This window comes from Longimicrobium sp. (assembly GCA_036387335.1).
Taxonomy (GTDB): Bacteria; Gemmatimonadota; Gemmatimonadetes; order Longimicrobiales; family Longimicrobiaceae; genus Longimicrobium.
This window is the reverse complement of record DASVTZ010000096.1, coordinates 1-23,153: the sequence shown is the minus strand read 5'-3', so window position 1 is coordinate 23,153 and position 23,153 is coordinate 1. Positions and strand designations below refer to the sequence as shown.

The window sequence follows — 23,153 nt, the reverse complement described above, 5'->3', positions numbered from 1 at the left end:
CCGGGAAAACGGAAGCCGAAAAGATACCCACGGCCGCCCCGCGTGTCAACCCGCGCCCCGTGTTCACCTTCTTTGACAAGGATATGGCACCCCGCTAGCTTGCGCCCATGGAGAACACGCTCAACACTCTGCTGCTCTACCTCCCGGTTCTCTGTCTCGCCTTCACCGTCCACGAGTTCGGCCACGCCTGGGTCGCGCTCAGGCAGGGCGACGATACGGCGGCGAGGCTGGGGCGCGTCACGCTCGATCCGCGCTCGCACATCGATCCCATCGGGAGCCTGCTCTTTCCCGCGCTCGCCACGCTGGGGGGCGGCATCCCGCTGCTGGGATGGGCGAAGCCGGTGCCCGTGGACGTGCGCAAGCTGCGCAACTACCGCACGGGCGACATCCTGGTGTCGCTTGCCGGCGTGTTCATGAACTTCGTGCTGGTGGTGCTCTTCACCGTTTCGCTCGCGGTGTTCTTCGCGGTCGTGGGCGGCATCCCCAACGAAGGGACCGTCGCCCACACGGTGCTGAGATTCATCGAGGCCGGCATTCAGGTAAATCTCGGGCTGATCTTCTTCAACATCCTCCCGATCCCGCCGCTGGACGGTTCCAAGGTGCTGTACCACTTCCTGCCCCCGGGCGCGCGCGAGTCGTACCGGCAGCTCGACCAGTACGGGTTCCTGATCCTGTGGGGGCTTCTGCTCACGGGGACGCTGGACTTCCTCTGGCCCGTGGTCGGCCGGATCGAGGGGGTCTTCTGGGGCCTGGCGTCGCTGGCGGCATGACGGCGACGGCGGAGGCGGCGGTCCGGGGTCCGTTCGAGATCGACCTGGAGCGCTTCTCCGGGCCGCTGGACCTGCTGCTGCACCTGATCCGCAACCAGGACGTCGACATCTTCGACATCCCCATCGCGCGGATCACGCAGCAGTTCCTGGACGCCATCCGCACGCTGGAAAGGTGGGAGCTGGAGAGGGCGGGGGAGTTCCTGGAGATGGCGGCGACGCTGGTGAGGATCAAGGCGCAGATGCTCTTCCCCCGCCGTCCGGACGACGAGGAGGGGGAGGACCCCCGCGCCGACCTGGTGCGGCGCCTGCTGGAGTACGAGCACTTCCGCGAGGCCGCGCGCCTCCTGGAGCAGGCCGAGCGCGACCGCAGCCGCCTCTTCGCCCGCGGCTTCGTGGAGGTGCGCCCGGCGCCGCGTCTGGCCGACCTGCCGCTGGACACGTCGTGGGACGAGGTGTGGAGCGCCGCCATCAGCATGGCCGAGAGGCTGGGCGCGGACGAGCCGGTGCACACCGTGCGCGGCCGCGACGTGAAGATCGAGGACAAGATGGACGAGATCGCCGCCGCCCTCCACCACGCGCGCCGCGTGGAGTTCGCGCAGCTGGTCATGCCATGGGGTACGCGCATCCACGCCGTCGCGTCGCTGCTGGCGTGCCTGGAGATGGCGAAGCGGTCGATGGTGCGCGTGCGCCAGGCGGCGCCCTTTGCGTCGCTCTGGATCTACCGGAGCCGACCGCGGGAAGGGTAGCGTGAGGGCGAGCCGCATCGTGGAAGCGCTCCTCTTCGCCAGCGAGTCGCCGCTGAGCGCGGCGGAGCTGGCGCGGGCGGACGAGGAGCTGGACGAGGAGCGGGTGGAGGCGGCCGTCGCCGAGCTGCGGGCGGAGTACGACCGGCACGAGCGCGCCTTCACCGTCTTCGAGGTGGGCGGCGGATTCCAGCTCCTCACGCGCCCCGAGTACGCGCCGGTGCTGGAGCGGTTCGACTCGGTGCCGGCCACGCACCGCCTCAGCGGCCCGGCGCTGGAGACGCTCGCCATCATCGCGTACCGCCAGCCGGTAGGGCGCGCGGAGGTGGAGGAGATCCGCGGGGTGGGCGCGGGCGGCGTGCTGAAGACGCTGCAGGAGCGCGGGCTGGTGGACGTGGTGGGGCGCGGCGAAGGGCTGGGCCGTCCCCTGCTGTATGGCACGACGACGTTTTTCCTTCAACACTTCGGGTTCCGCACGCTGGACGACCTTCCGAGACCGGAGGAGCTTCCGGTGGTGCTGGCCCGCCGAGAACCTGGAGCTGGTCCCGATGCCGAAGCCCCCCCGGGGTGAGCGCCCCCCGCAGGAGAGCGGCGAGCCCGTACGCCTGCAGGCCTACCTGGCCCGCTCCGGTGTGGCCAGCCGCCGCGCCTGCGAAGAGCTGATCGCGCAGGGGCGCGTGTCCGTGAACGGCCACCAGGTGACGACGCCCGGCACCAAGGTGCGTCCGGGGCAGGATCGCGTGACGGTGGACGGCGAGGCGGTGGCCCTGGAGGAGACGGTGTGGCTGGCGCTGCACAAGCCCAAGGGCTACGTCACCAGCCGCCACGACAACTTCGGCCGCCGCACCATCTACGACCTGCTGCCGGAGAAGTACCACTCGCTCTTCCACGTGGGCCGGCTGGACCGCGACAGCGAGGGGCTCCTGCTGCTCACCAACGACGGCGACACCTCCAACCGGCTGCTGCACCCCTCGTTCGGCACCACCAAGGAGTACCTGGTGGACGTGGAGGGAAAGCTGACGAACCACGAGATGGAGCGGCTGCTGGAGGGCGTGGAGCTCGAAGAAGGGTTGGCCAGGGCGGAGGAGGTGCAGCGCCTTCACCCGGTGGACGTGGACGTCTTTCGCGTGCGCGTGGTGCTGCGCGAAGGGAAGAAGCGCGAGATCCGCCGTATGATGGAAGCCATCGAGCACCCGGTGCGCCGGCTCACGCGGCGGCGCTTCGGGCCGGTGGAGCTGGGCGAGCTTCCATCCGGCAAGTGGCGCGTCATCGCTCCCAGCGAGCTGAGCGCGCTCGGCAAGGAAGGGAAGCGCCCGCCCCGCAAGCGCGTCCGGCCCGAGCGGCAGGATTCCGAGGAGTAGGCTGACGTCGTAACTGCATGGCTCACGCGAAGGCGCAAAGACGCGAAGAAAAAGTAGAAAGGTGGCTTCAGGACTTTCTCCGTAGTTCTTCTTTGCGTCTTCGCGCCTTTGCGTGAGACCTGTTTTCTTTCATCCGCTATTTCGTCATAGAATGGACATCAAGGGTTCGCGCATCCTGATTCTGGGCGGCTCGGGGCTGGTGGGGCTCGCGGCGGCACGGGAGCTTCTGCTGCACCAGCCTGCGGTGGTGGTGATCGCCGCGCTCACGGAGGGGGAGGCGAGGGAGGGGGTGGAGCTGCTGCGCCCCGAAGCCGGCGGCACCGAGCTGCTGGCGGAATGGGGGAACCTGTTCGTCCCCGCCGCGCTCAAGGATGCCGCGCGCGACACGCTGCTGAACGACGCGGACGCGCGCGGGCAGGTGCTGGACGGGCTCTACGGCTCGCTCGGCGGCGATGCGGTGCGGGCCAACGCGCTGGGCGACCTGATCTTCCGCCACCGGCCGGAGATTGTGATCGACTGCGTGAACACCGCCACAGGGTTCGCGTACCAGAACGTCTTCCAGAGCGCCACTGGCCTGCGTGCCGCCGCCCGCCGCGAGGAGGTGAGCGGCGAGCTCGTGGAGCGCCACCTCCTCACGCTCTACCTTCCCAACCTGATCCACCACGTCTACGTCGCGCTCAACGCGATGATGGAGGTCGGGACGCGCGCGTACCTCAAGGTGGGGACGGCGGGGACTGGCGGGATGGGGCTCAACATCCCCTTCACGCACTCCGAGGACCGTCCGTCGCGCCAGCTCCTCGCCAAGAGCGCGGTGGCGGGGGCGCACACGCTCCTCCTTTACCTGATGGCGCGCACGCCGGGAGCTCCGGCGGTCAAGGAGATCAAGCCCACCGCCGCCATCTCGTGGAAGCGCATCGGCTTCGGCGAGGTGATGAAGGGCCGGAAGCCGATCCAGCGCATCGATGCGGCGGGGCCGGTGGCGCTGGAGGGGTTCGAGGGCGCGGGCGATGCGTGGAAGGAAACCGGGGAGACGCTGGACGGCGTCTTCCTGGACGCGGGGGAGAACGGGCTGTTCAGCCCCGGCGAGTTCGAGGCGCTCACGGCGCTGGGACTGATGGAGTTCATCACCCCCGAGGAGATCGCGCGCGACGTGGTGTGGGAGATCCAGGGGCGCCCCAGCGGGCACGACGTCGTTGCGGCGCTCGATGCCGCCACCAGCGGGCCGACGTACCGCGCGGGCGTCCTGCGCACGGCCGCGCTGGCGCACATGGACGCGCTGGAGGAGGAGAGCGGGAGCCACGCCGTCGCCTACGAGATGCTGGGGCCTCCCCGGCTCGCCAAGCTGCTCTTCGAGGGCGAGATCCTGCGGCGGCTCGCGGAAGGCAGCCTGGACCGCGCGGCGGAGCTGGAGCCGGATGAGATCGCGGCGCGCGCCGGGCGGCTGCTGGACGAGGACCCCGACCTGCGCACCCGCATCCTCTCCATCGGCCTCCCCATCCTGCTGGCGGACGGGGAGCGCGTGCTGCGCGGGCGCGACGTCAAGGTCGGGCTGGGGGATCGCGGGCCGGAAGCGGCTGCACGGAGCGGGTGGGTGGACCTGAGGGCGGCCAACTGGACGATCTGGCAGCGGAGGGTGAGCGAGGTGCTGCGGCGTCTGGACTCCCACTCCGGCGCCGAGGGCGGGTCGCGGTGGGACATGGAGCCCTGGCAGCGGGAGCGGCGCATCCGCCCCGGTGCCCTGGCCGCGTGGATCTTCCGGTACGAGGACGAAGGCGAGCGCATCAAACGCTAGAAACCCGCGCCCGGGGGGAACGTGCACGGCAACAAGAGCGGTTCCGCGCTGCTCGTGGAGCTCGCCCGGGGGTTCGCCCTCAGCGAGTTCTACCCCCTCAAGCACCCCACGCTGGTGCAGGGGATCCTCAAGCTGGACGCGGCCCTCCAGGCTCGCGAGGACGACACGCGCATCGACGTCAACCCCACCTGCCTGGTGCTGGCGGGTGAGCCGACGCCGCGCCGCTCGCCGCACGTGGAGCGCTTCGCCGCGCGGCTCGACGAGCACGGCGTGCGCTCGCTCGTGCTGCGCCGCGACATGGGGATCGAGGCGGTGGGGCGTTTCCTCTCCGCCTGCACCCTGCCGCCCCGGGTGGCCCGCGCTGTGGGCGGCATCGCGGCGGCGCTGGCGGCGGCGGGCGCGGCTCGCGTGTCCGTGAACGGCGACTGGATCCAGCCGCAGTCCGCGCAGGCGACCGCCTCCGGGGCGCGCGCCGACGGGATTTCGCTGTGGAGCGCGCAGGACATGTACGAGCAGGTGCAGCTCTCCGCGCAGCGCGTGGCGACGGAGGACACGGCCGAGCTGCGCCGCATGCTGCACGAGGGGAACGACAGCCAGCGGGTGGAGGCGCTCCAGCGGCTGGAGCTCGTGGCGCAGTACTACATGCAAAAAGACGAGATGGACCGCGCCATCGTCGTCCTCGACGAGCTGCGGGGTGACGCGGAGCAGCTCCATGGCCGCAACCCCGCCACCCGGGGCGCGGTGATGCTGGCCATGCACCGCATCGCCGATCCCACCATCGTCGACGAGCTGGTTCGGCGCCTGGGGCGCACCCGCTCCGACGAGGAGCGCACCGCCCTTCGCTCCACCCTGCTGCACCTGGGCGCAGAGGCGGTGTCGCCGCTGGTGCGCGAGCTGACGGCGGCGAGCGACCTCTCGGCGCGGCGCGCGTACCGCGACACGCTGGTGGCGCTGGACGCGGTGGGCGTGCCGCTGCTGGAGGACATGATCGGCGACCAGCGCTGGTTCGTGGTGCGCAACATGGTCGGCATCCTGGGCGAGATCCGCAGCGCGGACGCGGCGGAGCACTTCGCGCGGACCATCCACCACGCCGACGCCCGCGTGCGGCGCGAGACGATCCTGGCGCTCACCAAGTACGGCGACGAGCAGGCGGTGCCGCTCCTCGTCAAGGCGCTCACCGACCGCGAAGCCTCCCTGCGCGCGGCGGCGGCGCTGGGGCTGGGCCTCACCAAGTCGCAATCCGCCGTCGCCCCCCTCCTCGAACGCCTCGCCGCCGAGACGGACGCGGAGGCGCTGGTCGAGATGCTCCGCGCGCTGGGCCGCATCGGCAACCCGCGCGTGATCCCGGCGCTGGCGGAGCGCGCGGGTGCCGGCGGCTTCTTCTCCCGCACCCCCCCGGCGGTGCGCATCGAGGCCGTTCGCGCCCTCGGCGAGATCGGCGGCGACGCGGCCCGCGCGGTCCTCCAGCCCCTCCTCCGCGACCGCAACGGCGAAGTCCGCGACGCCGTCTTCAAGGCCCTCTCGCCCACGATGGCGTGAACAGAAACGGCCGTCTCACGCAAGGCGCGAAGACGCGAAGAACAATAAAGGAAATGCCGTTTTTCGCCTGCTGCAGATCCTGGAGCACTTAGTTCTGAGTGTCCGCCTTCGCTACGCGGTAACGAGTTCCTCCGGGTGTGATGCCGATGCTGGCTCGACCACCGCACCGAGCGGTGCGTCAGCGGGGCCGTTGTCTTGGGTGATTTCCCCGTTGGTTTGGGTGGGAGAAGGGTGAGCCCCAGAGACAACACATTTGCCAATCGATCTGCCGGCACTTCCACGAATACGGGGTCCACGTTGTCGACGGGGCGCATGCCTCAACGGAACAGGTCGCGGTCTAGTTGCTCCAAATACTTGCGCCTATCCGCCGCGTCTTGATCCCGAATCTTGTCCAGGGAAGCGGCGCCCCGAGGTGGAGGGTCAATCCCGCGCCAGAGACTCAAACCCTGCAAGGGCGATGCTTTACGAGCACAATTGCGAGGCGCTCTTGGGCACCGCCGCCGCGAGTAGACTATAACTCTCGCAGGGCTACGCGGACCAGCGCGCGTCAAGCGTGCATTGGGAGCTCGGCGGCGCGGCGCACGTATCCCTTGCGCCGCCGTCTGGTCAGCGCTAATCGTAAAAGGCCCGTCCCCTTAAGATCGTCTCGGTCGTCATCCGTGGATGAGGAACGTCGCTGATCCACCGATCGCATCGAACTCGCGAGCCCACCCCAGTGTCCCAACCCACCAGCAGCAGTTCAGACTCAGTCAGGAACTCGCTCCTAGCCCCGCTTTGACCGCAGTAGCGGTTAACCGCGCGATAGACACGTAACGGCGCTTCGGTCGATGTCAGTCCACATACAGACGGGATGATACACACGAGGTTTTGACCACTCCGTGAAGCCAAGTGACGACCGCAGGTCCCCCGCTAGATGGTACCAACTCGTAGTTGTAATCTACACAACCTCGTAAAGGCCCGCGCAATGTATACGACCGTAGCACGTATGGCACGCAAGCTAGTTCCGCTCTGCGCGTTGATTGTCATCCCGGATCAAGCGCAGGCGCAGTTCCAACGAATTACTTCACAGCCGTCGCCTCTGGAGTCGGCGCTCGAGAACCGTCTTGGCGTGTTCCGAGCCGACTGCAAGCTCAAATGGCGTAGTAATACCTCGGATGATCAGAAGCTTTCATCCATCCCAGTTGTGGTCCGACGACGCATCAAGCTTGACCAGCCGATCAACGAGAGTTGGAGGGATGTCGGTGCGCGGGCGCTGTTTACGTATATTTTCGAGTCGAACAACCTGCAGCCCGGCATCCGTCGTCCCGAACGGGAGTTGCCCGTGCAGTTGGTCGGGCTCTCGGACGCCCCCGAGCCGGACAGCGTGCAGACCAGCAACATCTACTCGCAAACGTGCATCAGTCTCGCCAAGGCAGCACTAAGCGGGGACCTCCGAGCAATCCCGATTGCCACCATTCAGATGGCCGCCAGCCGTCAGGATACCGTGAGTGGGGCCGTGGTTCTGGCTCAGGGACGCTTCAAGTCCCCGCTGTTTTCGAACCTCGGCGCGCCAGGTGCACAGGGGCTCGCATCGCACCTTGCGCTGTGGGAGCACTACCGTGGCCCAGGACGAGCGCTGTTCAACCGACAGCAGCCTGCCCTCCACTACATTACTACCTTCACAGGCGTCGTGTTCTTCGAGCAGACAGCAAGCGGCAGCGGCAGTACCGGATCCGGGTCGGCGCGGGCAGGCGGGAGTTGGGTAGCGGGAAGCCTCAACGCGGATGCCGAACTCTCGGTTCAGCGATCAAGCGAGATGAGATCGCGCACGTTCGACACATTCATCCATGTTAATCGAGAGGGTCTTCCAATCGCCACATGGGACACTCTTCCGAGCCCTCGTGCGATTTCGTTGCGTGTCCGGAACCTCCAACCCACGCCTTACGGCACGGACCCGAAAGTGGTGCGTGGAGTCCCCGCGAGAGTGGAACGCCAGATTGAGGGGATACCCTCCGATTTGTGCAACAACAGCCGGTGGCGTCTTCGGGCATCTGATACTCGCGTTCACTCCGGGCATGTGGAAGCCCGTGCTCGAACCTGTGTGTTCCGAGTTTCGTTCACGACCAACGTAGATTCCGCGAAATACACCCTCCCGTACTCCTTCGTGGAAAATACACCAATCGGCAACGACACCCTGATCGTGCCCCTCACCGCTGCGCTCTCCCGAACGCCGCATCCAATTCCCCGCCCGGGTCCCGAAATGCAGCGCGTCGCCCCGGCACAACATAATGTGATAAACAGGCGAACATTCGCCCAATGGACCGTTCCGGTCGAGTTCACTGACGCCGATGCGCCGGTAAACTTTGCAGTTAGTGCGGGTGATGGCGTGGCGGAACTCCGGTGCCAGAGTTCCGGCAACGCCTCGATTGCCGCAGTCTTCAAATCCGCCGATGCGACGCAGCGGGTGTACACATATGAGGTCACGCGCACGCTCACCCCGGCACAAGCTTTCTCTCAAGCTTCCGGTGACTACGATGTATGTGACATGATCCTGACGGTGCAGGTACCGATCGTGAACCAAACGGATCCTGCCGAGAAGGTTTTCACGATTAAGGATGTCATTCTCCCACGTGTGGTCCCGGCGCCCACCGCGCCCGCGACGCCGACAGTGCTTGGTACAGCCGCAGGAAACCCGTAGAGCAAACCAGTGAGTTTCGCGGAACGTGATCTGCCGGGGTGAAGCGGGGACAGAGATGACTGTGTCTCTGTGTGAGCCCGCAGTTGCAGTTCTTCGCGCCTTTGCATCTTTGCGTGAGATCGTAGTTTGTCGGCCCGGCACGAGATTTCCTCGTGTCGGGCCGGTTGGTATTCGACCCCTGAAGAACGGACCGGATGAGCATCCCTTCGCCGTACGCGCCCGCGGAGATCCCGCGCGCCGAGTTCCTGGACCGCGTCGTGGAAGAGGTGCACCGCCGCGTCGTGGGCCAGCAGTACATGATCGAGCGGCTCCTGATCGGGCTGCTCACGGGGGGGCACGTCCTCTTCGAAGGGCTCCCCGGCCTCGCCAAGACGCTCGCCGTGCGCACGCTCGCGGAGACGATCCACGCCTCGTTCCAGCGCATCCAGTTCACCCCCGACCTCCTTCCCGCCGACGTGGTGGGGACGACGATCTACAACAATCGCACGGGGGAGTTCGTGCCGCACCGCGGGCCGATCTTCGCCAACATCGTGCTGGCCGACGAGGTGAACCGCGCCCCCGCCAAGGTGCAGGCCGCGCTGCTGGAGGCGATGCAGGAGCGCCAGGTGACCATCGGCGGCGAGACGCACCCGCTGCCGCAGCCGTTCCTGGTGCTCGCCACGCAGAACCCCATCGAGCAGACCGGCACCTACCCCCTCCCCGAGGCGCAGGTCGACCGCTTCATGCTCAAGGTGCGCGTGGGCTACCCCACCCGCGACGAGGAGCGCGAGATCCTGCGGCGTGGGGCGGGCGTGGGCGAGGAGCCGGTGCGGCGCGTGGCCGGCCCGGAGGAGATCCTGGCCGCGCGGCGCGTGGTGGCGGGGCTCTACCTGGACGAAAAGATCGCCGACTACATCCTGGACCTGGTGGGCGCCACCCGCGACCCGCGCAGCCACGGCGCCGCCGAGCTGCAGCCGCTGATCGAGTTCGGCGCATCGCCACGCGCGACGCTGGCGCTGGCGGCCTGCGCGCGCGCCCATGCCTACCTGCGCGGCCGCAACTTCGTGGTGCCGGACGACGTGAAGGCGATCGGTCCCGACGTGCTGCGCCACCGCGTGGTGCTGACGTACGAGGCCGAGGCGGAGGAGGTGACTTCGGAGGACGTGGTGAAACGCATCTTCGAAGTCGTGCGCGTGCCCTGATGGGGCTGCTGGACCTTTTCCGGCGGCGCCCCAGCCCGCCCGCCCTTCCGCCCCCCGCTCCGCTCCAGGAGATCCTCCGCCAGGTGCGGCGGGTGGAGCTGCGCACGCGCGGGCTGGTGACCTCGAGGTTCAGCGGCGAGTACCATTCCGTGTTCAAGGGGCAGGGGATCGAGTTCGTGGAGGTGCGCGAGTACCTCCCTGGCGACGACGTGCGCACGATCGACTGGAACGTCTCCGCGCGCACGGGCGGCGTCTTCGTCAAGAAGTACGTGGAGGAGCGCGAGCTGACAGTGCTCCTCGCCGTCGACCTTTCCGGATCGCAGCGGTGGGGGACGCGGGCGCGCTTCAAGAGCGAGATGGTGGTGGAGGCCGCCGCCACGCTGGCGATGTCCGCCGTGCGCAACAACGACCGCGTGGGGCTCCTCGTCTTCACCGACCGCGTGGAGCTCTTCGTGCCCCCGCGAAAGGGGAGGCGCCACGTGATGCGCATCCTGCGCGACCTGATCGCCTTCCGGCCGACGGGGCGGGGGACGGACCTGGCGGCGTCGATCGGCTACGCGACGCGGCTGCTGCGCTCGCGCTCCATCGTCTTCGTGGTCTCGGATTTCGTCGTCGGCCCCGCGCTGGCCGATGTGGATCGCGCCTTCACGGCCGCATCCGCGCGCCACGACGTCATCCCCGTCGTCCTGACCGACCCCGCGGACGACGAGCTTCCCGACGCCGGACTCCTGCGCGTGCGCGATCCGGAAACGGGGGCGGAGGTGATCGTGGACACCAGCTCTGACGAGATCCGCCAGCGCTACCGCGAGGCCGTCCGCGATGAGCGCATGGCGATGCGGCGCATCTTCCGGCGCCTGGGGATGGAGGAGATCGCGCTGGCGACGAACGAGCCGACCTCCAACGCGGTGCTCTCCTTCTTCCGGCGCCGCGAGCGGAGGCTGCGGCAGTGACGCGGTGGATGACGCTCGTGTTGTGCGCGCTCGCCACGCCCGCCGCCACGCAGGCGAAGCGCGTGCTGACCGTGGGCGACCGCATCGTTTCGGTCGTGGAGATCGCGATTCCGGCGGGCTCGCGGCTGGAAGTGAGCTTCCCCAACGCCGACTCCTCGCGCGTGCAGGCGATCGGACGGCTGAAAATCGAGCCGGGCGCGCGCGTCACGGCCACACTGGTTGCGTGGACGCCCGGCCCCGCGACGGGGGTGGCGGCGCGCGGACGGATCATCGCGGCCGATGGCTCGGTGCGCACGGTCCCGCTCCGCTTCGGGGTGCCGGCCGTGCAGTCCGTCCTTCCGAAAGACACGGCGGGGCTCCAGCCGAAGGGGCCCAAGGACGTGATCGGGCCCGACCGGCGCATCGACTGGCGGCTCGCGGCGGCGGGCGCGGCGCTCCTGGCGTGGCTCCTCGTGCTCCTCTACTGGCTGCGCCGCCGTAGGCTCCGGCCGCGTCCCGAGCCCATCGTCGCGCCGACGGACGCGCGCGAGCAGGCGCTGGAGGCGCTGGAGGCGGCGCGCGTGTCGGGACTGGCGGAGCGCGGCGACGGGCGCGCCTTCTACACGCTCGTGGCCGATGCGCTGCGCGGCTTCGCGCACGCGGTGCGCCCGCGCTGGAGCCCGGACCTGACCACGACCGAGCTGGAGCGCCGCATGGAGCGCGACGGCGTCCCCGCGCGCGACCTGGGGCCGCTGCGGAGCGTGCTGCACACGGCCGACCTGGCGAAGTTCGCGCGCTTCCCCGTGCCCGCGGACACGGCGCTGCGGGACTGGGAGGAGGCGCGCAGGTGGGTGGAGTCGTTCGGGCGCGACGCGCGCGCGCCCCGCGAGGAGGAGGCGGCGCGGTGAGCTTCGGCTTCGAGCACCCGTGGGCGTTCGCGCTCCTTCTTCTCCTCCCGCTCTGGGGTTGGTGGGCGGCGAAGAAGCGCGTGCGCCCCGCCGTCACGTTCGCGCGCACGGGCCTCCTGGCGAGCATCGCGCCGCGCAGCGCCCGCGTCTGGTCGTGGCTCCCGGCTGCGATGCGGGCGGTCGCGTTCGTACTGTTGGTCGTCGCGCTGTCCGGCCCGCGCTCCGGCCGCCAGATCGTGGAGAGCGAGTCGGAGGGGATCGGGATCGTGGTGGCGATGGACGTGTCGTCGTCGATGCTGGCGGAGGACTTCCGCCCCGTGAACCGGCTGGGCGCGGCCAAGCGGACGCTGGCGAGCTTCGTCCGCGACCGCGAGAGCGACCGCATCGGGCTGGTGACGTTCGCGGGGGAGGCGCTCACCATGGTGCCGCTGACCACCGACCATTCCATGCTGCTCACCGTCCTCGAAAGCATGCAGGTGGGGCAGCTCGAGGACGGCACCGCGATCGGGCTGGGCCTCGCCGCGGCGGCCAACCGCCTGCGCCGCATCGACGGCTCGCGCGTGGTGATCCTGCTGAGCGACGGCGAGAACAACCGCGGCAACGTCAACCCGCGCGACGCGGCCCGCGCCGCGGCCGCGTACGGCATCCGCGTCTTCACCATCGGCGTGGGCTCCAAGACGCGCGCCCGCATCCCCATCGCGCGCACGCCGGCCGGGCTTCGCTACGGCTTCCTCCCGGTGAGCATCGACGAGCCGCTCCTGCGCGACATCGCGAGCCTCACCGGCGGCCGCTACTTCCGCGCGACCGACGCGCGCGGGCTGCGGCGCATCTACGAAGTCATCGACCAGCTCGTGAGGAGCCCCGTCCGCATCCGCCGCACGGTGGAGTACCGCGAGCTGTACCTCCCCTTCCTGCTGGCGGGTGCGGCACTCTTCCTGTTGGAAGTCCTCTTCCGCGCGACCCGCTGGGGGAGGCTGCCGTGATCCCCGGGCTGACGTTGGCGCATCCGGCGCTGCGGCACCTGATCGCGCTCTTTCCCGTGGTCGCGCTGATCGCGCTGCTGCTGTGGGTGCGCCGCCGCCGCGACGCCGCCGCATCGCTGGGCGACCCCGCGCTGGTGCGCCGCCTGGCTCCCGCGCTGGAGCGGCTTCCGCGGAGGCGGGTGGCGCTGCTGGTGCTCGCCGCGCTCCTTCTGGGCATCGCCGCCGCGGGGCCGACGTGGGGGAACGAGCCGGTGGCCGCCCCGCGCGTGGCGGACGTGGTGCTGATCCTGGACGCGTCCAACTCCATGTTGGTGGAGGACGTGCGTCCGAACCGCCTGGAGCGGCAGCGGGCGCTCGCGCGCGACTTCCTGCAGCGCGTGCAGGGCGCGCGTGTGGCCATCGTCGTCTTCGCGGGGGCGGGTTACGTGGTGGCGCCGCTGACGCGCGACTACGACGCGCTCGACGCGTACCTGGAAGCGCTCGCCCCGGAGATGGTGCCGCAGGGCGGGACCTCGCTCTCGCACGCCATGCGGCAGGGCGCCGCGCTCCTCTTCGGCGGCCCGGGCGAGCAGGCGCGCGGCGGTTTGGTACTGATGAGCGACGGCGACGCGCTGGAGGAGCTGCGCGACGTGGAGCTCGCCGCGACGCTGCTGGGGCGCGCAGGGATCGCGGTGCACGCGGTGGGGATCGGCACCCCGGGCGGCGGGCCGGTTCCGGACGTGGTGCCCGGCACCGGCCGGCGCGAGGGCTACAAGCGCGACCTGGACGGCTCGATCGCGCGCTCCGCCCTGGGCGAGCCGCTCCTGCAGCGCGTCGCCGCCGTCACGCGCGGCAGCTACCGGCCGATCGGCGCGGCGTCGGCGGCGGAGCTGGCTGCGGCGGTGAGCACCGTGCGCCCGGGCGGCCCAAACTGGACGCAGGTGCGGCCGGGGAACCGCTACGAGTGGTTCCTGGGCGCGGCCCTGGCGCTGCTCGCGCTGGACTCGGTGCTGGAGTCGGGGGTGCTGCGCAGGCGGCGGCGTGGCGGGCGTGTGCGCGAGGAGGAGGCGTGACGGCGGCCCTCACCCCCCGGCCCCCTCTCCCGATAACAGGAGAGGGTGCCCCTCTCGTTATCGGGAGAGGGGGGGAACAGGGCCCCCTCCCCCCGACCCGCTCCCCCGCCTGCGGGGGCGCAGGGCGGGGGAGGGGGGGCTTGCTCGTGCTGCTCCTGCTGCTGGGGGCGTGCGCGGAGTCGCCGAATGCGCAGTACAGGCGCGGCGAGGTGCGGCAGGCGGCGGAGGGGTATGCGCGGGCGGTGGAGGGCGGGGATACGTCGCGGGTGGCGCGGTACAACCTGGGGACGGCGCTTCTGCGGCTGCGGCGCTTCGACGAGGCGCGGACGCAGCTGGCGGCGGCGGTTCCCGGCTCGGGGCGGATGCTGGGTGAGCGGGCGCACTACAACCTCGGCAACACGGATCTGGAGCCTGCCTTCAGCGATTCGTCGGAGAACCCTGATCACACGGAACCGCTGCGCCGGGCGATCGCCCAGTACAAGCGCGCGCTCCTCCTGGATCCCACGGACCGCGACGCGAAGTGGAACCTGGAGCTCGCCCAGCGCCTGCTGGGTGACCCGCCGCGCAGCGATGGCGGCGGCGGAGGCGGGGAGGACGAGTCCGGCGGGGGGGAGGACGACCAGGACAAAGGCCCGCCGCAGCCGGCCCCCGGCCCGCCGCAGCCGACGCGCTCCAGCGCGGGCCCCGGCGATCCCAACCTCTCGCGCGGCGAGGCCGAGAGCATCCTCTCCGCCGCCGAGCGCGACGAGCGCGAGCTCCAGCGACGCAAACTGCGCGAAGCCCCTCCCGGCCAGCGCGCCGCACGCGACTGGTAGGCGCCGATGCGCCGCCTTGCTTCGCGCCGACCTGCCCGACCGGCGCTGATGCCCGCGTCCGCACCTCCCCCAGGCAGTTTTGGGGGAGGGGCCGCGAGGAACGAGCGGGGGAGGGGGCGGCTTCGGCTTCTCTTCGCTTGTACCGCACCCCCTCCTCCGCGTACCATCCGTTTCCGATCCCCGACCACGTCCGCACCCGTTTGCATGGCCCACCCCGAAGATCCGGCGCTCCGCCTCACCGGGTCGCTCGCCGCACAGCACTTCCGCTTCCGCTGCGACCGCCGCCTCCGCTGGGAGATGGTGCCGCCGGCGCTGCGCGGCCTCGAGATCCCGAAGGCGAGCGCGCGGCCGGGGATGGGGCTCCTCACGCAGGCGGGGCGGATGTTCGAGCGGCGGAAGCTGGCGCAGCTCGAACGCCGCTTCCCCGGCGCCGTGCTCACCGCCGGGCGCAACGAGCACGGCGATGCAGTCAAGCTCGCATACGACCGCGTGGTCCAGGCGCTGCGCGATCCGGGGGAGACGCGATGGATCGTGCAGCCGGAGCTTCTCCTGCGCGATCCGGAGGCGTTCGCGGCGCGGCACGGGATCGATCCGCGCATCGCCATCCAGCCCGCGCAGCCCGACCTGATCCGCATCCGGCGCGGCAGGGACGGGCGGGCGCGGTTCGGCGTGGTGGACATCAAGTGGAGCCGCAACGGGACGCTCCAGCACTTCGCGCAGGTGGCGTTCTACGGGCTCATGCTCGAGGAAGTCTGCCGCGCGGAGGGGATCGACGGCGTCGCGGAGACGAGGCGCGGGTGGATCTGGACGCGCGGCGCCGCAAAGCCGCGTCCGTTCGCGCTGGCCGCGTACCGGCACCACGTGCGCGAACTGCTGCGCGAAGACCTGACGCGCGTGGCGGCGTGCACGCCGGCCGAGGCCGCGTGGCACCTGATGCCGCTCTGCGCGGGGTGCGGCTTCTTCGACCAGTGCCGCGCCCAGGCCGACCGCGAGGACGACCTGTCGCGCGTGCACGGGATCACGCCCGTCGCGCGGCAGGTGCTCAACGCACGCGGCATCCGCACCGTGGCCGAGCTGCAGAAGCGCGGGTTCAACAAGGGCGTGTACACCGGCTCGCACGCGCTGGAGGCGCACGAGGCGCAGCTCAAGGCGCGCGTGCAGGCGCTCCGCTTCAACAAGGTCTTCGACGTCGAGGGCCGCACGCATCGCATGGGGATGGGCGAGGGGGTGCGCATCCTCCTCACCGCCGAAAGCGACCCGGTGACGGGACTCTGCTTCGCGGTGGGGGCACGGGTGGAGGCGGGGGGGCGGGGGAGGGCGCGCGTCTTCGTCTGTGAGAGGGGGCATCCGCGGGCGGAGCGGCGGATGCTGGGCGAGTTCCTGGACCACCTCGGCGCCGCGCTTGCCGAGGAGGCGAATCCCGGACGATCGATGCACTTCTTCGTCTACGACTCGGTGGAGATGGAGATCCTGCGCGGGCTCCTTCAGCGCCACCTGGGGGACGTGGATGCGCAGCCCGCGATCGCCGCGATGGCCGCGCTCCTCTTCCCCAACGGCGACGGGGCGAGGCCGGCATCCACGGCGCCGGGGACGATCCTGCTGGACGTGGTTGCGGAGCTGTACGCCATCCCGGTGCCGTACGCATGGGAGCTGGGGCGCGTCTCCGAGGCGCTGCAGCCGGAGCTGAAGCCGTGGGTGCATCGCCCGCGCGGCACGTACGGATCGCCCTTCTCCAGCCAGGTGGCGTTCGAGCGCATCCACAACGTCTGGAACCGCCGCCCGTTTCGCGTCAGCGAGCTGGAGCAGGGGCCGGACGAGGTGCGCGCGGAGATCGTGCGCACCGTGGAGTCGAAGCTGGCCGCGCTGGACTCGGTGGTGCGCGCCGTCCGCGACCGGGCGCTGCGGCGCAAGGGCGAGACGCGCCTCAAGCTGCAGGCCGCGACGTTCGCCGCGAATCCGTCATCGGGCGATCCCATCGCTGACCCGATCTTGGAATCGCTGCGCATGCTCACCGAGCTGGAGGCGGCGGAGGAGAGCACCGCCATACGCTCGCTGCACGCGCTTCCCACGCACGACCGCGCGCGCCGCTTCGAATGCATCAGCGGCGTCGCGCTGGAGGAGATGCGGGAGGATGGCAGCGCGGTGTTCAGCTTCGATCCCGAGTGCCGCGAGGCCAAGTTCCGCCCCGGCGACTTCGCGCTCCTGCTGACCAACGACGACGGGCACACGCTCACCGACACGCATCACAAGCCGTGGCTGCGCCGCAAGCTGGCCGCGGAGCTGGTGGACTACGATCTCGCCGCCGACCCGCCGCGCATGACGCTGGCCTCCGAGTACGGCTTTGCGCGTGCGGAGAAGGAAGGACTGATCGACTTCGGCCGCGTCTGCGTGCTCGACAAGGCGGAGGCCGACTTCAACACCCGCCGCGTCGTCGCCACCCTGCGCGCGCTGGCAGCTGGCCGCGGTGAGGCGGATCTCGTGCGCGGGCTGCTGCGCGGCGAGCGCCCGGCGGAGTGGCTCCTGGCGCCGTTCCACGCGGATGCGGCCTGGGAGGACGCCATTGCCCCCGCGAGCGCCGCGTTCGGCCGCCCCGTGCTGAACGCGGAGCAGGAGGATGCGTGGCACGGCGTCTTCGGCAGGGAGATCTCCGTCGTCTGGGGGCCGCCGGGGACGGGGAAGACGTACCTGCTGGCGTGGATGCTGATCGGGATCGCGGCGGCGGCGAATCGCGAGGGGCGGCCCTGCCGCATCCTGGTGAGCGCCGCCACGCATCGCGCCGTGGTCAACGTGCTGGTGCGGATCGCGCGCGAGCTGGAGGCGAGCGGCATCCCCAACCCGCTGCGCCTTGTGAAGCTGGAAGGGCGGGGGAGCGAGGCGGACGCCGACCTGCACGGCCTCGACGCCCTCCATCCGGACACGCACCTCAAGCGCATCCTCGCCGAGTCCGACGCGGGCAACGAGCCGGTCGTGGTGGGCTCCACCGTGTGGTCGCTGTGGAAGCAGATGCGCGCGATGAACGGCGCCTCATCGGACGAAGATGAGGAGTCGGGCGACGCGCCGGTTCGCCCGCTCTTCGACGTGGTGGTGATCGACGAGGCGTCGCAGATGAAGGTTGCGGACTCGACGATCGCGCTCTCGTCCATCCGCCGCGGCGGGCGGGTGATCCTGTGCGGCGACGACCGGCAGCTCGCCCCCATCATCCGCGGCAGCTACGACGCGGAGAACACCCTCTTCGGCTCCGCATTCTCTCACTTCTCCGCGAAGTTCGGGCACTTCATGCTGCGCGAGAGCCGGCGGATGAACCAGGCGCTGGTCCGCTATCCGCGCCGCGTCTTCTATCCGGGGCTCGTCTCCAAGGTGCCGGACTGGCGGCTCACGCTGGAAGCACCCGGTGCCTTCGCCGACCCGTTGGACGCGCTCCTCTGGGACACCTTCTTCCGCCCCGGCGACGCGGTCGTCTTCTGCACGTACGAAGGCGTCCGCGCCACCGCCCGCAACCCGTTCGAAGCCGCGCTCGTCGCCCGTCTCGCGCGCCTGGCGCGTGCGGGGATGCGCGACCCTTCCACCGGCGAGCCGTACACGGCCGAGACGTTCCGCGCGCACGCCTTCGCCGCCATCTCGCCGCACCGTGCGCAGAACAGCGCGATCCTCGGCGAGCTGGTGGCGGGCGGCTGGCCGCGCGAGGAGCTTCCCGTGGTCGACACGGTGGAGCGGATGCAGGGGAACGAGCGCGAGATGATCGTCGTCTCCTACGCCGTGGCGGACCGGGAGTACGCGGAGCGCGAGGCGTCGTTCCTCCTCAACCCCAACCGCTTCAACGTCGCCATCACCCGCCCGCGCGCCAAGCTGGTCGTCTTCCTCAGCCAGGACGTCCTGCGTACCCTCCCGCGCGACGAGCAGGTGATGGGCGCCTCTCTGGCCGTGAAGGGCTACGCCGAGGCCGCCGGCCCCGTCCGCCACATCGAGCTCCCCGCGCCCGATGGCACGACGGTCACCGCGCGCTGCCACCTCTGGACGCTGGATCCGCCGGCCTGACGGCGCCATCGCGAAGCCTGTGATCCGCTGTTCTTGCCCGCCCGTCCCGTATTATCATCTGCTTTCCCACCCGCGCGCGAAACCATCCCCAAATCCGGGAGGACCATGCAGGCTCCCCAGCTCCGCCCTCGCCGCCCCGGCGAGATCCTGGACGCCGCGTTCCAGATCGTCCGGGCCCATTACGATGTCGTGCTGCTCGCCTCGGCCGTGTTCCTCGTCCCGAGCATCCTCCTCATGCTCGCGCTCCCCGAGGAGCACCCCATTTCGGGCATCGCGGACCGCCTCCTTACGATCGCGGCGAGCACGGCGGTGCTGGTGGTCACGTCCGACATCTACACGGGCGAAGAAGCGAACGTCAGGCGGAGCATCACCGAGGTCGCCAGCCGCTTCGGCAGCGTCGTGGGATCGGCGATCCTGCAGGGAGTCCTGCTGGTGATAGGGCTCCTCCTGCTCGTGGTGCCCGCGTTCATCTTTTACGCCTGGAGCTTCGCGATGCAGGCCGTCGTGATCCTTGAAGGCGTCAGGGCCACCGACTCGTTCGGGCGGTCGCGCGCGCTGGCGAAGGGGTACGTGGGCCACATCCTGGCCACGCTCGTGATTGCGTGGCTGATCGTGGGCGTGGTGTTCTTTGGAGGAATCTTTGCGCTCAGCGCGGTGTTCGAGACGGGGGGAATCGACGAGCGGTTCGCGGACGTTTTCTCCGGCATCCTGGTCTGCCTCGTCTATCCGTTCATCAGCGTAGTGACGACGGTGCTTTACTACGACCTGCGCATCCGGCAGGAAGGCTTCGACGTGGAATTCCTCGCGGGCAAGATGGACGACGCGGAGTCCGATGCACTACCCTTCGGCGCGTAGGCTCGTAACGCAAGGATTCACAGCACGAGGAAAGCCATGCAGGCCCTTCAGCCCCGCGCCCGCCGCCCCGGGGAGATCCTCAATGCGGCGTTCCAGATCATCCTCTCGCACTACGACGTGGTGGTGCTCGCCTCGGCCGTTTTCCTCGTCCCGGGCATCCTTATCATGCTCGTGCTGCCCGAGCGGAGCGTCGTAGTCGGCATCATCGGCTGCCTCCTCATGCTGGCGGCGAGTACCGCGGTGATGGCGGTCGTGTCCGACATCTACACGGGAGGGGAGACGGACGTCAGGCGGAGCGTACGCGAGGTCGTGAGCCGCTCCGGAAGCATCCTGGGCGCGTCGATCTTCCAGGGGATTCTGCTCGTAGTGGGGTTCCTGATGCTGGTGGGGCCCGCGTTCATCTTCTACGCGTGGACCTTTGCCATGCCCGCCGCCGTCGTGCTGGAAGGCGCCGGCGCCTACGCATCGTACGGACGCTCCCGCGCGCTGACGAACGGCTTCATGGTGCACATCCTGACCACGGTCGTGGCGGCGTGGGCGATCTTTGGCGTGGCGTTGCTGGGGGGCATGCTCGCGATCGTGGTGGCGATGGGGCTGGGGCTCGACCCGCGGTACATGGATCCGCTGCTCGGCGTGGTGGTCTGCCTCGTCTATCCGTTCGTCAGCGCGGTGACCACGGTCCTGTACTACGACCTCCGCATCCGCCAGGAAGGCTTCGACGCGCAGCGCCTATCTGGTCCCCTGAACCCGGAGGCACCCGTCTGAGTATCCTACGGGAGCAGGGCCGAGCGATCCCCAATGAGCGGTTCCGGTACTGTGCAGCCATCGCGAAAACGACCTTTCGGCGAGCCGTTGACCTGTGGTGAAAGCAAGCTAAACTCCTTGCAAGTCTTCCACACCACCAGGGGCGAGAGAGATGAAGATCGGCGCGGACGGACAGGTTACGATTCCGCAGCACATGCTCGACAAGTTAGGGTTGCTGCCGGACAGCGAGGTGGAACTCACCGTCGTGGACGGCGGGGTGCTGGTGCGCAAGGTTTGGAAGAAATCTGGGGATTTTCGCTCGTACCTCGATTCGATCCGCGGCAGCCTCAAGGGCGGGATGACCACCGACGAAGTCATGGCTCTCACGCGGGGTGACGAGTGAGCGCCGTTCTGGTCGACAGCAACGTGCTCCTAGACTTCCTGAATGATGATCCCGCGTGGAGTGACTGGTCGACGGAGGCGCTGAACCGCTACGAAGCGGAATCGGAGCTGGTGATCAACCCGGTGATCTACGCCGAAGTGTCGGTTCAGTTTGCCCAGGTCGCAGAGCTCGACGACCTGCTCCCGACTTCGCGGTTCCGCCGTGATCCGCTCCCGTACGAGGCGGCGTTCCTGGCGGGGAAGAGCCATCTGGCCTACCGCAGACGCGGCGGTGAACGCCGGTCGCCGCTGCCCGACTTCTACATCGGCGCGCACGCATCGGTTCACCAGATGCGTCTTCTCACGCGCGATACGCGGCGGTACAGAAGCTACTTCCCCTGGCTGGACATCATCTCGCCCTGAGCCGCTCTCGACCGGCGGCGGCGGACGCGCTAACTTCCCGCGCTTCCGAACGACCGCCGCCGCACGGAGAGAGACATGCAAGACGCGCTGAGGGCCGCAGATCCGGACATCCACCGCCTGATCGGCGAAGAGGCCGCCCGGCAGGAGCACCAGCTGGAGATGATCGCCTCGGAGAACTTCGTCTCCCGGGCGGTGCTGGAGGCGATGGGCTCCGTGCTCACCAACAAGTACGCCGAAGGGTATCCCGGAAAGCGCTACTACGGCGGGTGCGAGGTGGTGGACGAGGTGGAGCGGCTGGCGCAGGAGCGCCTCCTCCGCATCTTCGGCGCCGAGCACGCCAACGTGCAGCCGCACAGCGGCGCGCAGGCCAACATGGCCGTCTACTTCGCGCTGATGGAGCCCGGCGACACCCTGCTCGGGATGAACCTCTCCGAGGGGGGGCACCTGACGCACGGCTCGCCGGTAAACTTCAGCGGGCGGCTGTACAAGGTGGCCGCGTACGGCGTGCGGCCGGACGACCACCGCATCGACTACTCCGCCCTGCGCGACCAGGCGATGCAGGTGCGGCCCAAGGTGATCGTCGCGGGCGCCAGCGCGTATCCGCGGCAGATCGACTTCGAGGTGATGGGCGAGATCGCGCGGGAGAGCGGCGCCAAGCTGTTCGTGGACATGGCGCACATCGCCGGGCTGGTGGCGACGGGGCACCACCCGTCCCCCGTCCCCTTCGCGGACGTGGTGACCTCGACGACCCACAAGACGCTGCGCGGACCCCGCGGCGGCCTGATCCTGTCGCGCGCCGAGTACGCCAAGGCAGTCGACAAGCAGATCTTCCCCGGCGTGCAGGGCGGCCCGCTGATGCACGTGATCGCCGCCAAGGCGGTCGCCTTCGGCGAGGCGCTGCGGCCGGATTTCTCCGTCTACAGCGGCCGCGTGATCGAGAACGCGCGGGCGCTGGCGGAAGGGCTGATGGAGCGCGGCTTCACCCTCGTCTCCGGCGGCACCGACAACCACCTGGTCCTCGTGGACCTGCGCAGCAAGGGCGTCACGGGCAAGGTGGCCGAGAAGGCGCTGGACCGCGCCGGCATCACCGTCAACAAGAACACCGTCCCCGGCGAGACGGAGTCGCCGTTCGTGACCTCGGGGATCCGCATCGGCACCCCCGCGCTCACCACCCGCGGCCTGGGCCTCGACGAGATGCGCGCCATCGCCCTGCTCATCGACCGCGTCGTCACCGCCCCCGACGACGAGACGGTTTCCAACACCGTCCGCGGCGAGATCCGCGAGATGTGCGACCGGTTTCCGCTGTACGCGGATTGGGTGCGGGTGTGAAACAGAAGTGCGTTAGTGCGTGAGTGCGTTAGTGCGTGCGGAGATACCCTTATTTGTCATCCTGAAGGAGCCGCTGCTCAGATTCGTGGATCACGCCGTAGCCTTGGCGGCGACTGAAGGATCTAGCCGGCGAGGCGAGAGGCCGGTGGATCAGCACGAGCCCCTCGGTACGCGCAGTAGATCCTTCGCTGCGCGCCAGAGGTTGGAGACGGGGCGAGGACGGTGAAGCGCCCGCTCAGGATGACAAAGTGGGGTGGGCCGCCGGACCTCAACGCACTAACGCACTAACGCACTAACGCACTCCCCGCCGAACCGCGGGCCCACACCGGTGTACCCAAGCCTCCATCCCATCCAGCGTCCCCTGAAGTCCCGGCCATGAAGCGAGCGTACATCGAGACGTACGGCTGCCAGATGAACACCGCCGATTCCGAGCTGATGCACGGAATCCTGGCGGAGAGCGGCTACGTCGCGACGGACTCGGCGGAGGACGCCGATGTCATCCTGGTGAACACCTGCGCCATCCGCGACCACGCGGAGAAGCGCGTCATCGGGCGCGTGGGCCAGCTCCAGGAGCAGCGGCGGCGCGGGGCGCTGGTGGGCGTCACGGGGTGCATGGCGCAGCGCATGGGCGAGTCG

General features: G+C 69.6%; 20 protein-coding genes. All 20 read left to right on the top strand.

The window, feature by feature from the left end; translation table 11 throughout:
* Positions 1-107 precede the first annotated feature (107 nt).
* Positions 108-770: a site-2 protease family protein gene (locus tag VF647_08575; GenBank protein HEX8452137.1), complete on the top strand. Its 663-nt coding sequence runs from the start codon at positions 108-110 to the stop codon at positions 768-770.
* Positions 767-1,516, top strand: a complete 750-nt coding sequence (locus VF647_08570) for a segregation/condensation protein A (GenBank protein ID HEX8452136.1) — start codon at positions 767-769, stop codon at positions 1,514-1,516. Before VF647_08575 ends, VF647_08570 begins: the two co-directional genes overlap by 4 nt.
* 1 nt (position 1,517) lies before the next feature.
* The gene (gene scpB / locus VF647_08565) at positions 1,518-2,084 is read left to right on the top strand and encodes an SMC-Scp complex subunit ScpB (GenBank protein ID HEX8452135.1); all 567 of its coding nucleotides are present in this window, start codon (positions 1,518-1,520) and stop codon (positions 2,082-2,084) included.
* Positions 2,062-2,874 carry a pseudouridine synthase gene (locus VF647_08560; GenBank protein ID HEX8452134.1) on the top strand — a complete coding sequence of 271 codons (813 nt, stop codon included), beginning with the start codon at positions 2,062-2,064 and terminating at the stop codon, positions 2,872-2,874. Before scpB ends, VF647_08560 begins: the two co-directional genes overlap by 23 nt.
* A gap of 151 nt (positions 2,875-3,025) precedes the next feature.
* On the top strand, positions 3,026-4,666 hold the full coding sequence (locus VF647_08555) for a hypothetical protein (GenBank protein ID HEX8452133.1): 1,641 nt from the start codon (positions 3,026-3,028) through the stop codon (positions 4,664-4,666).
* 21 nt (positions 4,667-4,687) lie between these two features.
* The gene (locus VF647_08550) at positions 4,688-6,205 is read left to right on the top strand and encodes a HEAT repeat domain-containing protein (GenBank protein ID HEX8452132.1); all 1,518 of its coding nucleotides are present in this window, start codon (positions 4,688-4,690) and stop codon (positions 6,203-6,205) included.
* Positions 6,206-7,190: 985 nt separating this feature from the next.
* On the top strand, positions 7,191-8,882 hold the full coding sequence (locus tag VF647_08545) for a hypothetical protein (protein HEX8452131.1): 1,692 nt from the start codon (positions 7,191-7,193) through the stop codon (positions 8,880-8,882).
* A gap of 194 nt (positions 8,883-9,076) precedes the next feature.
* Complete coding sequence (locus tag VF647_08540; protein HEX8452130.1) at positions 9,077-10,063, top strand: AAA family ATPase; 987 nt, start codon at positions 9,077-9,079, stop codon at positions 10,061-10,063.
* The gene (locus VF647_08535; GenBank protein ID HEX8452129.1) at positions 10,063-11,013 is read left to right on the top strand and encodes a DUF58 domain-containing protein; all 951 of its coding nucleotides are present in this window, start codon (positions 10,063-10,065) and stop codon (positions 11,011-11,013) included. The genes VF647_08540 and VF647_08535 overlap by 1 nt, the downstream gene beginning before the upstream one ends.
* Before the next feature lie 8 nt (positions 11,014-11,021).
* A complete protein-coding gene (locus VF647_08530) occupies positions 11,022-11,900 on the top strand; it encodes a hypothetical protein (protein ID HEX8452128.1) in 879 nt (292 codons plus the stop codon).
* A complete protein-coding gene (locus VF647_08525; protein ID HEX8452127.1) occupies positions 11,897-12,883 on the top strand; it encodes a VWA domain-containing protein in 987 nt (328 codons plus the stop codon). Before VF647_08530 ends, VF647_08525 begins: the two co-directional genes overlap by 4 nt.
* Positions 12,880-13,935, top strand: a complete 1,056-nt coding sequence (locus tag VF647_08520; protein ID HEX8452126.1) for a VWA domain-containing protein — start codon at positions 12,880-12,882, stop codon at positions 13,933-13,935. Before VF647_08525 ends, VF647_08520 begins: the two co-directional genes overlap by 4 nt.
* 140 nt (positions 13,936-14,075) lie before the next feature.
* Positions 14,076-14,750 carry a hypothetical protein gene (locus VF647_08515; protein HEX8452125.1) on the top strand — a complete coding sequence of 225 codons (675 nt, stop codon included), beginning with the start codon at positions 14,076-14,078 and terminating at the stop codon, positions 14,748-14,750.
* 204 nt (positions 14,751-14,954) lie between these two features.
* Positions 14,955-18,785, top strand: coding sequence for an AAA domain-containing protein (locus tag VF647_08510; protein ID HEX8452124.1), 3,831 nt, complete (start codon positions 14,955-14,957; stop codon positions 18,783-18,785).
* Positions 18,786-18,890: 105 nt separating this feature from the next.
* The gene (locus tag VF647_08505) at positions 18,891-19,640 is read left to right on the top strand and encodes a hypothetical protein (protein ID HEX8452123.1); all 750 of its coding nucleotides are present in this window, start codon (positions 18,891-18,893) and stop codon (positions 19,638-19,640) included.
* A 36-nt stretch (positions 19,641-19,676) separates the two neighbouring features.
* Positions 19,677-20,405 carry a hypothetical protein gene (locus tag VF647_08500; GenBank protein ID HEX8452122.1) on the top strand — a complete coding sequence of 243 codons (729 nt, stop codon included), beginning with the start codon at positions 19,677-19,679 and terminating at the stop codon, positions 20,403-20,405.
* 151 nt (positions 20,406-20,556) lie between these two features.
* Positions 20,557-20,787: an AbrB/MazE/SpoVT family DNA-binding domain-containing protein gene (locus VF647_08495; GenBank protein HEX8452121.1), complete on the top strand. Its 231-nt coding sequence runs from the start codon at positions 20,557-20,559 to the stop codon at positions 20,785-20,787.
* Entirely contained in the window at positions 20,784-21,188 is a 405-nt protein-coding gene (locus tag VF647_08490; protein ID HEX8452120.1) for a type II toxin-antitoxin system VapC family toxin, read from the top strand. Before VF647_08495 ends, VF647_08490 begins: the two co-directional genes overlap by 4 nt.
* A gap of 75 nt (positions 21,189-21,263) precedes the next feature.
* Complete coding sequence (glyA, locus tag VF647_08485; protein ID HEX8452119.1) at positions 21,264-22,517, top strand: serine hydroxymethyltransferase; 1,254 nt, start codon at positions 21,264-21,266, stop codon at positions 22,515-22,517.
* A 375-nt stretch (positions 22,518-22,892) separates the two neighbouring features.
* The coding region (locus VF647_08480) for a hypothetical protein (protein ID HEX8452118.1) at positions 22,893-23,153 on the top strand (261 nt) is incomplete at its 3' end.